The organism is Pseudomonas sp. PHC1 (genome assembly GCF_046487845.1).
Taxonomy (GTDB): Bacteria; Pseudomonadota; Gammaproteobacteria; order Pseudomonadales; family Pseudomonadaceae; genus Aquipseudomonas; species Aquipseudomonas sputi.
Genome location: NZ_JBJXHJ010000020.1, coordinates 87,302 through 100,686, shown reverse-complemented (window position 1 = coordinate 100,686; position 13,385 = coordinate 87,302). Strand labels below are relative to the sequence as shown.

The following is a 13,385-nucleotide window of genomic DNA, read 5'->3' as shown; positions in this document are numbered from 1 at the left end:
CTTATTGTTCTGTCAGGGGGCGCACACGCACGCCCTGTTCGAGCCGCGTCAGTTGCGCAGCATCGTGAATACCGAAACCGATCTGGGTCACCGCCTGCGCCGCAATCGCGGTGGCCGTGCGCAGAGTCTGTTCCGGCGTGTCGGCGCTGAGCAGACCGTGGAGCATGCCGGCGAGCAACGAATCGCCGGCGCCGACCGTGCTGGCCACGCTGACTTTCGGCGGCGTCGCATGCAGCGCCGAGCCGACGCTGAACCAGTTCACCCCTTCGGCGCCGTGGGAAATCACCACATGCTCGATGCCCTGCGCGTGCAAACGATCGGCCGCTTCAGCCTGAGACGCATGGGACAGCACTTCACAGCCCAGCGCTTCGGCCAGCTCTTCGGTATTCGGCTTGATCAGCCACGGACCGGCCTTGAGCGCTGCGCGCAAGGCGTCGCCACTGGTGTCCAGGGCGACTTTCAGGCCCAGCGCCTTCAAGCGCTCGACCAACTCGCGCAGCCACTGCGCACTGACCCCGCGCGGCAAACTGCCGGCGACCACCACCGCGTCATGCCCCGGCGCAATCTGCACCAGTCGATCCAGCAACGCTTGCTGCGCCACTACACCGACCACCGGCCCCGGGCCGTTGATGTCGGTGATCCGTCCGTCCTGCTCCGCGACTTTGATGTTGCTGCGGGTCTCGCCGGGCACCCGGATAAACGCATCGGCGAAACCGCGTTTGCCGAACAGGTTTTCGAAGGCCTGCAGATTGTCTTCGCCGAGAAAGCCGCTGACCGTCAGTTGATGACCGAGGTCGGCCAGTACTTGCGCGACGTTGACGCCCTTGCCGGCGGCGTGGGTGTGCATCTCGTCACTGCGGTTGACCTGACCGGCCTCCAGGCGTGGCAACTGCACCGTGAGGTCCAGCGCCGGGTTGAGGGTCAGGGTAAGAATCTTGGCCATTACAGGGCCTCCACTAATGCGCGCACTTCGTTGGCGCTGCCCACGGCCAGGGCTTGTTGAGCAAGGGTTTGCGTCTGGGTCAGGCTGAGTTCGCGGATGCGTGCCTTGACCTCGGCGATGCTGCGCCCGGACACACTCAGTTCATCCACACCGAGGCCGACCAGCACCGGCACCGCCAGCGGATCCGCCGCCAGCTCGCCGCACACACCGACCCATTTGCCGTGGGCATGGGCCGCGCGCACGGTGATGTCGATCAGTTGCAGCACCGCCGGGTGCAGGCCGTCAGCCTGGGCGGACAGGGTCGGATGACCACGGTCGATGGCCAGCGTGTACTGGGTCAGGTCATTGGTGCCGACGCTGAAGAAGTCGACCTCTTTGGCCAGCACCGGCGCCAGCAACGCGGCGGACGGCACTTCGATCATGATCCCCAGTTGCAGGTCGGCGACCGGGATTTCCAGACGCAGGCGTTCGGTCATGTCGCGGGCCTGACGCCATTCTTCGACACTGCCGACCATCGGGAACATGATCCGCAATGGACGGTTGTCCGCCGAACGCAGCAAGGCGCGCAGCTGCGCTTCCATGATCTGCGGACGCTGCAAGGTCAGGCGAATCCCGCGCACGCCGAGGAAGGGGTTTTCTTCCTTGGCGATCGGCCAATACGGCAGCGGTTTGTCGCCACCGACATCGAGGGTGCGCACCACCAGCGGCCGACCGGCGAGGCCGTCGAGGACGCGGCGGTATTCGGCTTCCTGAGTCGCCTCGTCCGGCGCTTGCGGGTGGGCCATGAAAATCAGCTCGGTGCGCAGCAGGCCGATGCCTTCGGCGCCCTGCTCCACCGCGCTGATGACGCCAGCGCTTTCACCGATGTTGGCGAACACTTCCACGGCGTGGCCGTCGCGGGTGTGCGCCGGTTGATGGCGTTGTTCGGCGGCGGCTTTCAGGCGTTGTTCGCGGCTTTCGCGCTCTTCGCTGGCGCGTTGCAGGGTCGCGGCATCCGCGTCCACATGCAGGCGACCGCGCTGGCCATCGAGCAGCAACGGCGTACCCGGTTCCAGCAGTAACACCGCAGCGCCCGCACCGACCAGCGCCGGAATCCCCAGCGCACGGGCCACGATGGCGCTGTGAGCGGTGGCGCCGCCACGGGCGGTGAGAATCCCGGCGACCCGCGCCGGATCCAGACGCGCGACGTCGGACGGGCCGACCTCATCCATCACCAGAATGTACGGCTGCTCAGGCTCGGCGGGCGTCTGCACGCCACACAGCTGCGCCAGCACCCGGCGACCAATGTCGCGCAGGTCGGCGGCGCGTTCGGCGAGTAGCGCATCCTGCAACGCTTCCTGTTGTTTCGCGGCGGCCTCGATCACAGCCATCCACGCCGCTTCGGCGCTTTCACCCTGCTTGAGGCGGGTGTCGACTTCGTCGGTGAGCTCCGGGTCGTCGAGCATTTCCTGGTGGGTGATGAAAATCTCGCGGATCGCCTTGGCCTTGCTGCGTTCGATCAGGCCCTGAATGTCCTGACGCACGTCGGCCAGCGCTTGCTTGAGACGCTCACGCTCGATGGCGGCGGACTCACCGCGCAACGGGTAATCGATGGCTTGCTGGACCTGAATGTGCGCCGGGCCGATGGCGATGCCGGGTGCTGCGGGGATCGCTTGCAGCAGGCTGCCGGAGGCCGGGGCAATGACGACTTCGGCTATATCGGTGATCACTTCGGGTTGCTGGCTGACGGCCGGCAGCGGTTCGACCTCTTCGCCGAGGCCTTCTTCGATGGCGGCGAGCAAGGCCGGCAACGCATCGGCGGCAATGCTCGGCTCGGCGATGATTTCCAGCACCTGCCCGCGACGGGCGCCGAGGCTCAGCAGTTTGCTCAAACTCTTCACCGATACGGCGCTGTCCTGACCGTCGACAATGCGCACACGGATTTCGCCGTCAAAACTTTTCGCCAGTTGCGCGAGGATCTTCGCCGGCCGCGCATGCAGACCATGGGCGTTGGCCAGTGCGATACGTGCGCTTGGCCAATCGGCCGGCAATTCGCCGCCGAGCACTTCGAGGACCTTGCGGCTGCTGGTGGCGCGGCCCAGTTCATGGCCGCGACCCTCGATCAGCAACGCGCACAAACGCTCGAGCAACGCTTGATGCGCTTCACCGAGGCTGGCCAGACAGAACAGACCGCTGAGCGGCTGGCCGAGGTAACGCATCGGTTTGTCCGGCGTGACAAACGCCAGGCCCGGACGCTTCACGGTCTGCTCGCTGTGCAACCACCACAGTCCATCGCCCAGCGGCAGCGCTTCGACCTGCTGCAATACGCCGGCGAAACCGTTGCTCACGCAATCGGCCTGACGCAGCAGACGCGCACCGCGCCAGACCAGTTCTTCGAAATCGTCGGCGGAGACCCCGAGGCCGATCATCTGCGCATCCAGCGCCAGTTCCTGCGGCGCGCCTTGCAGCAGTTTCAACAATGCTTCGGGCGAACTGGCGCGGCGCAGGGCCTGGCCCAGATCGGTCTCGCCGAGGGCGCGGGTCAGCAGTTGCAGCAGGCGCAGGTGTTCGTCGGATTTGGCGGCGATGCCGATGGCCAGATAGACGATCTGACCATCGCCCCAGTCCACGCCGTCGGGAAACTGCATCAAGCGTACGCCGGTAGCGAACACCTGATCGCGGGTTTCGGGCGTGCCGTGGGGGATCGCAATGCCTTGGCCGAGGAAGGTCGAGCCCTGGGCCTCCCGGGCCTGCAGGCCGGCGAGGTATCCGTCGGCGACCAGACCATCGGCGACCAGATGACTGGCCAGCAATTGCAAAGCGGCGGGTTTATCCACAGCCGACTGGCTCATGGATATCTGCTCTACAGTGAGCTCGAGCATGCGATCTCCTTTTTGGCGTCAGGTAACGCCAGGTATTGTTTTTGAATGGTTTCAGCTTAGGCGCTTCTCGACTTCCCTTTCAGGAGGCCGTTTTGGCGGTTTCGCGGCAGAACCGGCCAAAGGCGTCTAAAACGTAGAAAATACGCTTGCTGAAACGTTTAATCTAGATTGATCGGCACGTTACTCGATAATGTCCCATCCTTGAAGTCCAACTTGTCGGATGCGCTGAGACAATGGTCGCCTGCCTGAATCGGGTAGGATTGGCGAAAATGTCGCGGCATGCTCGAAAAAACAAGGAAATCCCGGGTTGAAACTCAGTGATATCGCGCGGTTGGCCGGAGTGTCCGTGACCACCGCCAGCTACGTCATCAACGGCAAGGCCGAACAGCAACGCATCAGCAACGCCACCGTCGAGCGGGTGCGGGCGGTGGTCGATCTGCACGGCTTTACCCCCAATCCACAGGCGGCCGGGCTGCGCAGTCGGCACACCCGAACCCTGGGTTTTATCCTGCCGGATCTGGAAAACCCCAGCTACGCGCGGATCGCCAAACTGTTGGAACAAGGCGCCCGGGCACGCGGCTATCAGCTGCTGATCGCCAGCTCCGACGATGCACCGGACAGCGAACGGCAACTGCTGCAACTGTTCCGCGCCCGGCGTTGCGATGCGTTGATCGTCGCCAGTTGCCTGCCGGCCGGTGACGACAGTTATCGCCAGTTGCAGGCCAAGGGTCTGCCGATCATTGCCATCGACCGGGTGATGGATGCCGAACACTTCTGCTCGGTGGTCAGCGATGACCGCGAAGCCAGCCTGCACCTGACCGAAAGCCTGCTCGACCCGCAACCCAAGCAGATCGTGTTGCTGGGCGCGCGTCCGGAACTGAGCATCAGCCAGGAACGGGCGGCCGGGTTCAAACAAGCCTTGGCCGGGTTCAAGGGCGAGGTGCTGATCGAGCACGCCGACTCCTTCAGCCGCGAATGCGGCAAGCAATTGATGGAAGAACTCCTGCAACGCCTCGGGCATTTGCCGGATGCGCTGGTGACCACCTCCTACGTGTTACTGCAGGGCGTGTTCGATGCGCTGCACGACTTCCCGCTCAAGTCACGCCCGCTGCGCCTCGGCACGTTCGGTGATACCCAGTTGCTCGATTTCCTGCCGTTGCCGGTCAACGCCATGGCCCAGCAGCACCAGTTGATCGCCGACAAGGCGCTGGAACTGGCGCTGGCGGCGGTCGAGCAATCGGACTACCAGCCTGGCGTGCAAGCCATCGCCCGGACTTTCAAGCAGCGTATTCACCGGGACTGAGCCGTGGAGCTGATCGACAGCCACACCCATCTGGACTTCCCCGACTTCGACGCCGACCGTGCGGCGTTGCTCACCGAAAGCCGCGCCCTCGGCGTGCGGCGAATGGTCGTGTTGGGTGTCTACGAGGGAAACTGGCAACGGGTGTGGGATCTGGTGCAAAGCGATGCCGATTTGTACGCGGCCTTCGGATTGCACCCGGTCTATCTCGAGCAGCATCGGCCTGAAGACTTGCATGCACTGGGCGATTGGCTGACACGGTTAACGGGTCATCGACAACTGTGCGCGGTCGGCGAAATCGGCCTGGATTACTTCATCGAAACCCTCGACCGCGAACGCCAGCAGGTGCTGTTCGAAGCGCAGCTGCAACTGGCGGCGGACTTCGAGTTGCCGGCGCTGATCCATGTGCGGCGCAGCCATGCAGCGGTGATTGCCACGCTCAAGCGCTTCAAGCTCAGGCGCGCCGGGATCATTCACGCCTTTGCCGGTAGCCGTGAGGAAGCGCGGGAATACATCAAGCTCGGATTCAAACTCGGCCTTGGCGGTGCGCCAACCTGGCCGCAGGCGTTGCGCATGCACCGGGTGCTGGCCGACTTGCCGCTGGATTCGGTGGTGCTGGAAACCGACTCACCGGACATGGCGCCCGCCATGTTCCCCGGCATGCGCAATACACCGGCGCATCTGCCGGCGATCTGCGACTCACTGGCCACTTTGATGAACATCAGTGCGCAACAACTCGCTGCCGCCAGTACCGCCAACAGCTGCGAGGTGTTCGGCTGGTAGTCAGTCGGCGTGGGCCTTGGCCGCGTCGAGAATCAGCGTCAGGTGCTGGCGCTGCCGGGCATAACGAATCACCGCGAAGTACACGAAAATCGCGATCAGCGATCCGTTCAGCTGCTCGGTGACGCTGAGCAGACCCACCCATTCCATCACCAGGGCCACCAGCAGCGCGGTGCACACCGTCACCAGCGCACTGGCGCGCAGCAGGCCGAGTGAATCGAGCGAACGGAAACGTTTGATCTGCTTGGGGCAACGCAATTCCAGGCTTTTCTGGCAATGGGCACAGGTGAACGCTTCGTGGATCGAAATGGCATTCAGCTGCCAGGGCTTGAGCACCAGCGTGGTCTGGCAGTGGGCGCAGCGGCCCTGGACGCCCAGAGTTGCGACAGACATATGCGATCTCCTCCAAGTGGTCAAAGAACTGAGCTTGGTTCATTGAGGCCGAAAAACCAGCGCCTGGAGGAAAACAGGATTGGGCTTACAGATGTAGGCAAAAAAGTACTACAAGCCATTCCGAAAAAACCTGCCTCACAAGAGGCAGGTCAATTCAAACCCGGAACGCGCTGATCAACTGCTTCAACTCGACCACCTGCGCCGACAACGCACGGCTGGCATCTTCGGTCTGATGCGCACCTTCTGCGGTGCGCTCGCCGGCACGGTTGATCTCGACGATGTTCTGGTCGATGTCGTGGGCGACGGCGGTCTGCTGCTCGACGGCGGCGGCGATCTGCTGGTTCTGGTCGACGATCATGCCGACAGCGCCGAGGATGTTTTCCAGCGCCTGTTGTACCTTTTCCGACTGCCCCACCGTGCCGTTGGCCATCTGATGGCTGACGCCCATGGCCTTCACTGCCGCACCGACGCCACCGTGGAGCTTGGCGATCATCTGCTCGATTTCCTCGGTCGATTGCTGGGTGCGTTTGGCCAGCGTCCGGACTTCGTCGGCGACCACGGCAAAACCGCGCCCCTGCTCACCGGCCCGCGCGGCCTCGATCGCGGCGTTGAGCGCCAGCAGGTTGGTTTGTTCAGCGATGCTCTTGATCACCTCCAGGACGCGGCTGATCGCCTGGCTGTCGCTGGCCAACTGGTTGATCACCAACACCGATTGATCGATCTCGCTCGCCAGGGCCGCGATGCTGCCCTGCTGCGATTCCACCAGCCCGCGACCATTGATGGTTTCGTCGTTCACGCTGTGGGCGCTGCTGACTGCTGCCGCCGCACTGCGTGCCACCTCCAGCGACGTCGCCGACATCTGGTTCATCGCGGTGGCCACCTGCTCGATCTGCGTGCGTTGCCCGGCGACCGCCTGATTGCTTTGTGCCGAGACGTTTTCCACCTGCCCCGCCTGCCGCTCGACCTCGCCAACGGTGTGGCCGACCCGTTCGATCAGGTCGTGGATTTTCCGCACCGTACCGTTGAACACTTCGCCCAACTCGCCGAGTTCATCGCGGCTATTGGCGTGAAAATTCACTGTCATGTCGCCCGCCGCCACCTTGTCCATCATGGCGCCGAGGTTTTTCAGGGTGGCGCGGGTCGAGGCGTAGAAGCCGCCGTAGAGATAGAAAATCAGCACGAACACCACCGACAGCGCCACCGCTTGCAGCACCATGTGCGTGCGGTTTTGCCCCAGGCGTTGCTGCAATTGGGTGTCGAGGAACTTCAGGGTGGCGTCATTGAGCTGATAGGTCTGGTCCATCAACCCGGTCACCTGGTCATAAAACCCCTGCCATGGCGCGTCGAGGGTTTCGGCCATCACCACTTGTTCTTCGATCAGTGTGCCGGCCTGTTTCAGCGACGCCTTGCTGGCATCGGCCGGGGCGCTCAGGGAATCACCGGCGGCTTTGCTCGAACCCAGCGCGTCCTGCAATTTCAGGCCATATTCGGCCTGCAGTTTTTCGATCTGCACCAGCAACTCGTCGAACCGGGTGCTCGACGAACTGTTGAGAAAGCCCTGGCCCAATGAATACGAGCCCATCGCCCGGCCTTCGCCCAAAGCCTGGGTGATGGCCGGCGTGATCGCGGTGATCAACTCACTGAGCTGGCGTATGTCGCTCTGGTTGTCGCGACTCAATCCGGCCTGACTGGCCACGATCTGGCTGAAAATCTGCGCATTGCCCAGCAATTTGCCGATCAGCGCACTTTTGCTTTGCAGGGAGTTTTCCGCTTGCTGGACCTTGAACGCGGCGATCATTTCATCGCGCTTGGTCTCGAAAAACTTGATCTGCTCCGGATCCTCGGTCATCGGCGTCAGCCCTTGCAGGCGCGCCAGAACGTTTTGTTCAAGACCGGTGATCTGCGCCTCGACATTGCCGGCCTTGCCGGACTGGCCGAGGGTGACATCGATCTGCACCAGATTGTTGAGGGTTTCCAGATCCCGGCGCAGCGTCAGGCTGCTGCCCAGCAGGTCGAGGCTCTGCAGCTCCACCCGGGTGCCCTGGAATTCGCGATAGGAATCGCGCACCAGATAGAAATTGGTCACCAGCATCGGCACCAGGAACAGCACGCTGATCAGGCTGAACTTCATGCCGAAGCTCAAGCGATTCATCAGCGAGACGGCGGGATAGAGCAAGCTCTTCACTGGAAGTCTCCCTTGGTTTTTTCTTGTTTTTATTGGCAGGCGCGGGGCGACAGCAGATAGCCACTATCGGGCGCTATCTCTGTATAGCTCAAATCGAAGGGAGGTTTTGTAACTTAAGGTTAACGAGGGGGATTGCCCCCCCTCGTCAAAGGAACGGCCTACGCCAGTACCGTCCACAGGGCAAATCCGGCATACCACAGCACCGCCGCCCGCAGCAGCAGTTCCCACAGGCAGTCGAGGGTGTTGATGCCTTCGGAGCCGACAGCGGCCGGCGGGATTTCCCCGGCCGCCAGCCCGACCTTGTTGATCAGTTGCTCGGCGCTGATGTTCCAGTTCAGCAGCTCGTGCAGCATCACCCGACTGACCGCGACGAAATTGCCGACCAGGGCAAGACTCCCCGCCAGCAGGCGCACCGGCACCCAGTCGAAGGCGTGGCGCAGTTGCCCGGCCCGTTCAGCCACCGCCGGGTTCTGGGCGTTTTCCTCCGCCAGCGCCAGCAAGCGATAGCTCAGTGCCGCCACCGGACCGAGCAGGAAGTACCAGAAAATCACCGCAAAAAAGCTCTGGTAGGCCTGCCACAACAGATGCCGTTGCACTTGCTCCAGCAATTGTTCGCCGCTTTCGGCGCAGATGTTCAGATCACGCTTGGCCACGTGGGCGGCGGCCTGCAGGTCTTCACGGCGCCAGGCGTCGCGAAACGGCCCGAGCTCGCCGAGCAGGTCACCCCGCCCCAGGCTGTAAATCACCACCAGCAAATGCACCGGCAATGCCAGCAGACCATAGGCTACCGGCTCCAGCACCACCAGCAGCAACCCCAGCAATGCCACCGGCAACAGCACCAGGATGGTCAGCACCAGCCAAGGCTGTTTCGCCAGTCCGCCGGCTTCAAGCTTGTGCAGTTCGCGGATCCATCCGCCATCGCGTTGCACCCGTTGGCGCAGAGCCGAGAACTTCTCGATCCATACCGCCAGCAGTAACACCAGAAAACTCATTGTCCTTCCTCTTGTGCCAGGGCGGCGCGGTAGCGTGCCCAGTCGAATGCGGGTCCGGGGTCGGTCTTGCGTCCGGGGGCGATGTCACTGTGTCCGCAGATGCGCTCGACAGTGATCGCCGGGAACGCCGCCTGTATCTGCCGGGTCAACGCGGTTAGCGCCCGGTACTGCGCGTCAGTGAACGGCAGATCATCGGTGCCTTCCAGCTCGATGCCCACGGAAAAATCGTTACAGGTTTCCCGTCCTTCGAACACTGAAACGCCGGCATGCCAGGCGCGCTCAAGACAGGAGACAAACTGGGTGACCTTGCCGTCACGTTCGATCAGAAAATGCGCCGACACGCGCAGGTCGGCGATTCCCGCAAAGTAGGGATGTTCCGTGACATCCAGACGGTTCTGGAAAAATTCCTGGACCTTGCCGGTGGCGAACTGCGCCGGTGGCAGGCTGATGTTGTGGATGACCAACAGGGAGACTTCGCCCGCCGGGCGTTCATTGAAGTTGGGCGAAGGGCAGACTTGCACCCCGTGACACCACCCGTTTGCGGGATCCAACTGCATACCGATTCCTTCAACGCCGACTGTGTTGGCGACCAGTATGCCGTGATCGGCCCCCGGCGCGCGATCACTTGCCGCGATTGAGCCGCCGCAGATTGCCGAGCACCGACTCCAGTGCCCGGTCGAACAGCAAGGTGTCGTCCAGTGCTCGCACCGCACCGCGACGAAACGCCAGGGCCAGTTCCGTGCGGTCGCGCTCCAGCACTTTCATCCCGGTACGGTCAACGAACACGTACTTGCCGGTAGCCTCGATGATCGCCGCCAGCTTGCAGCGCAGGGTGTGTTCTTCGTCTTCCTCGAACGCCACCCAACTGCCCAGGCGCAACTGATCGACCTGGCGTAAACCCGCATCGTCGGCTGGCAAACGCGCTGGCGGGCGTGGTTTGAGACCGTCGTCGGCCATCTGCAAGACAATCGCCTGCGACACTTCGATCATTTCCGGCAGCGCGATTTGATCCGGTGCGCTGGACGGTTCCAGCAGCCGCACATGCAGCGCTTCCAGTTCACTGAAAAAGCCGCTGGTGGCAAACGGATCGAAGGCCGAACTGCTCAGGCCGTCGCGCAATGACTTGAGCAACCCCGGTACCAGCGCCAGCAGGCGCAGACCCGCTGCGGCGTCGTCGTGGCGCTGCACGCTCCAGATCAATTGCTCCATGGTCTGCACGTCGGCGTGCCATTCGGCGGACTGATCGCCGTGCTTGAGGCAGGTCAGCAGCAACACCTTGCTCCAGGCGTCTTGCACGAAGGTCACCACCGACAGTGGCAGGACCTTGCCCAGCAAGGCCTGGTTCAACGCCTGCTCGACCCGCTGGCGGGCCAGTTCGGTTTTCGCCCGGCCCTCTTCGGCATCGCGCAAACGCTGTTCAAGCAATTCGCTGCGGCGGCGCTCGTCACTGGTGAACGCGAGGAAATCCGCCAGCAACTCGGAAAAAATCGCCGGGTCATCGACAAAATCCGTCAGCAAGCGCTGCACCACCTGCTCAATGCGCAGGTACAGGCTGTCGCGCGCATTGCCGTCGCACTCGCCCCAGCCCATCGCCGCCTCGGCGATTTCATTGAGCAGGCGGCGCGCCGGATGACTGCTGCGACTGAAGAAGCTTTTGTCGATCACCGCGACCTTCAACATCGGGATCTGCAACCGTGCAATCAGCGCCTTGAGCGAATCCGGCAGGTTGCGATCATCAAGGATGCAGTCGAAGACCATGGCCACCAGGTTGATCACGTCCTCGTCCGCCCCGCCGACGATTCGTGATTTGCCGCTGCGCACGCTGACCCGGGTCAGCAACTGTTCAAGCTGATGGCGCAGATCGAAGTCGTCCTGCATCGACAGCGCCGGCACGTATTGCTGCAGGTGCGAGAGCAGGCGCAGCAGGTCGCGGGTGGAAATTGGCTGGGCGGGAGCGCTGGGCTCAAGGGTCGGCGCAACGGTGCCGCGCACGTGCAGCAGCAGTTCCTGCAACGCGGCGAAGACTTCCTGCACCGCCGCGTCCGCCTGGGGTTTATCGATGCCCTCGAATTCGCTCTGCACGCTGGCCACAGCCTGATCGATGGCGCGACGGGCCGGTGCGGGCTTGAGCTCGGGCAACACGCCCGTGGCAATCAGCAGCTGATTGGCTTCGGCGTAGAGTTGATCGGTATCGGCCAGCACATAGCGCTCGAACAGTTTGAGCAGGATCAGTTTGACCTTGATCTCCACTCCCAGATTGCGCCCGGCCTGCAGGAAGTACTCGCAAAGCATCGCCGGGCCCAGCGGATTGTAGTGATCGTCCAGGGTCTTGCCCAACAGCGCATTGAATCGCGCGGTCAGTTGATCCAGGGCGAACCCGTCGCGATTCAGTACGCGGCCGACCATGGTTTGGACCGCGACGTTGCGCTCCATGTCATCGGTGCGTGCTGTCGTGTCGTCACACTGCAAGGCATGAGAGAGGACAGTGGGGACGGGATCGAATTGAGTGAGGCCGACAAAAGCTTCGAAGAACTGCTCGAGAAAACCGCGCTCGATGTGCTTGCGCTTGAGGCGCAGGTCGCGCATGGCCTCGAAAAAGATGTTCTGTTCGACGTCGTTACGCGCCCGGTCGGCCATTTCGAAAAGCGTGTCGTCGGCGTTATCGAACAGCTCCTGTAAACCGTTGCGCAGGCGCTGGGCAGCCTTGTCGCGAACCTGAAGCAGAATCACAGGCAGGCGGGCGAGCGGCGAGTGAGTCGCCTGATCGGCAGTGGCCTTGTGCAGAGGCACTACATTCCCGTCGTTGTGCATCCCAGCCTCCTGAAACGGTGATTCGCAGACGTCAAAGTCATGGCGTCAAATGCAAGGCGGATTATCTTGCAAAAGATGTCCCCGGCGCCAGAGCCGTCAGGGTTTCCCCTATACGCCAACACCTTCCAGTGACCACGGCAAAATCGGGTTTACTCAAAGAAAATCGACCGGATGCAGCGCTGCGTGGCGGTTCTCGCCTTGGGTTGGCCGACGCCATGCCCCTATAATCGGGCCACTTAGTTTGTGGAGCCCGTTATGCCGAATCTACGTCTCGCCGATTTGACCGCCGAAATCGAAGCCAACGTGCGCCGTGCGTTGCTCGAAGACATCGGCAGCGGCGACATCACCGCGCAACTGATCCCGGCCGAACGCCTGGCCAAAGCCACCATCATCACCCGCGACGCCGCCGTCATCAGCGGCACGGCCTGGGTCGATGCGGTGTTCCGCCAGCTCGATCCACGGGTGGCGGTGCACTGGCAGGTGCGCGATGGCGAACGGGTTTCGCCCAATCAGCCGCTGTTTCATCTGGAAGGCCCGGCCCGTTCACTGCTGACCGGTGAGCGCAGCGCTCTGAACTTCCTGCAATTGCTGTCGGGCGTGGCGACCCGTGCGCAGTATCTGGCGGATTTCGTCGCCGAGACCTCGGTGAAACTGCTCGACACCCGCAAGACCCTGCCGGGCCTGCGTCTGGCGCAGAAATACGCGGTCACCTGCGGTGGCTGCCATAACCATCGGATCGGTCTCTACGACGCGTTCCTGATCAAGGAAAACCACATCGCTGCCAGCGGTGGCATTGCGCAGGCCATCGCCGCTGCGCACAAGATCGCCCCGGGCAAACCGGTGGAAATCGAAGTGGAAAGTCTGGAAGAGCTGAAGGAGGCGCTGGCCGCCGGTGCCGACATCATCATGCTCGACGAACTGAGCCTCGATGACATGCGCGAAGCCGTACGCCTGAACGCCGGCAAGGCAAAACTGGAAGCCAGTGGCGGCATCAACGAAAGCACGCTGCTGCCGATCGCACAGACCGGGGTGGACTACATCTCGATCGGCGCGATGACCAAGGACGTCAAGGCCGTGGACCTGTCGATGCGCCTGAGCATCTGAGGCCATCGGGCAATAA

The 13,385-nt window shown here is 62.8% G+C and carries 10 protein-coding genes and 1 pseudogene; 3 read left to right on the top strand and 8 right to left on the bottom strand.

All coding sequences use genetic code 11. The features are described from left to right. Nucleotide 1: 1 nt before the first annotated feature. Both pfkB and ptsP read right to left on the bottom strand, forming a co-directional pair. Nucleotides 2-943, bottom strand: coding sequence for a 1-phosphofructokinase (pfkB, locus tag ACKJSM_RS22170; RefSeq protein ID WP_236181470.1), 942 nt, complete (start codon nt 941-943; stop codon nt 2-4). Next, nucleotides 943-3,804, bottom strand: a complete 2,862-nt coding sequence (ptsP, locus tag ACKJSM_RS22165) for a phosphoenolpyruvate--protein phosphotransferase (RefSeq protein WP_410238850.1) — start codon at nt 3,802-3,804, stop codon at nt 943-945. Before ptsP ends, pfkB begins: the two co-directional genes overlap by 1 nt. Before the next feature lie 307 nt (nt 3,805-4,111). On the opposite strand from ptsP, the gene cra reads away from it, so the two are divergent. Together cra and ACKJSM_RS22155 are read left to right on the top strand one after the other, a co-directional pair. Beyond that, nucleotides 4,112-5,107, top strand: coding sequence for a catabolite repressor/activator (cra, locus tag ACKJSM_RS22160; protein ID WP_236181468.1), 996 nt, complete (start codon nt 4,112-4,114; stop codon nt 5,105-5,107). 3 nt (nt 5,108-5,110) lie between these two features. Beyond that, on the top strand, nt 5,111-5,887 hold the full coding sequence (locus tag ACKJSM_RS22155) for a TatD family hydrolase (protein WP_410238849.1): 777 nt from the start codon (nt 5,111-5,113) through the stop codon (nt 5,885-5,887). Here the strand turns inward: ACKJSM_RS22155 and ACKJSM_RS22150 are convergent, their stop codons facing one another. The 6 genes and pseudogenes from ACKJSM_RS22150 to ACKJSM_RS22125 form a co-directional block, all read right to left on the bottom strand. Next, a complete protein-coding gene (locus ACKJSM_RS22150) occupies nt 5,888-6,277 on the bottom strand; it encodes a hypothetical protein (protein ID WP_011332417.1) in 390 nt (129 codons plus the stop codon). 154 nt (nt 6,278-6,431) lie between these two features. Continuing rightward, complete coding sequence (locus tag ACKJSM_RS22145) at nt 6,432-7,136, bottom strand: methyl-accepting chemotaxis protein (protein WP_371917332.1); 705 nt, start codon at nt 7,134-7,136, stop codon at nt 6,432-6,434. A 153-nt stretch (nt 7,137-7,289) separates the two neighbouring features. Continuing rightward, nucleotides 7,290-7,493: pseudogene (locus tag ACKJSM_RS22140) on the bottom strand (HAMP domain-containing protein); the annotation flags it as partial. A 1,127-nt stretch (nt 7,494-8,620) separates the two neighbouring features. Next, entirely contained in the window at nt 8,621-9,454 is an 834-nt protein-coding gene (gene ampE / locus ACKJSM_RS22135; RefSeq protein ID WP_410238848.1) for a regulatory signaling modulator protein AmpE, read from the bottom strand. Further along, nucleotides 9,451-10,011, bottom strand: a complete 561-nt coding sequence (gene ampD / locus ACKJSM_RS22130; RefSeq protein ID WP_410238846.1) for a 1,6-anhydro-N-acetylmuramyl-L-alanine amidase AmpD — start codon at nt 10,009-10,011, stop codon at nt 9,451-9,453. Before ampD ends, ampE begins: the two co-directional genes overlap by 4 nt. Before the next feature lie 64 nt (nt 10,012-10,075). After that, entirely contained in the window at nt 10,076-12,265 is a 2,190-nt protein-coding gene (locus tag ACKJSM_RS22125) for a DUF1631 domain-containing protein (RefSeq protein WP_410238845.1), read from the bottom strand. Nucleotides 12,266-12,520: 255 nt separating this feature from the next. On the opposite strand from ACKJSM_RS22125, the gene nadC reads away from it, so the two are divergent. Continuing rightward, nucleotides 12,521-13,369 (top strand): carboxylating nicotinate-nucleotide diphosphorylase, encoded by an 849-nt coding sequence (nadC, locus tag ACKJSM_RS22120; protein WP_236181462.1) that lies wholly within the window; start codon nt 12,521-12,523, stop codon nt 13,367-13,369. Nucleotides 13,370-13,385: the final 16 nt, after the last annotated feature.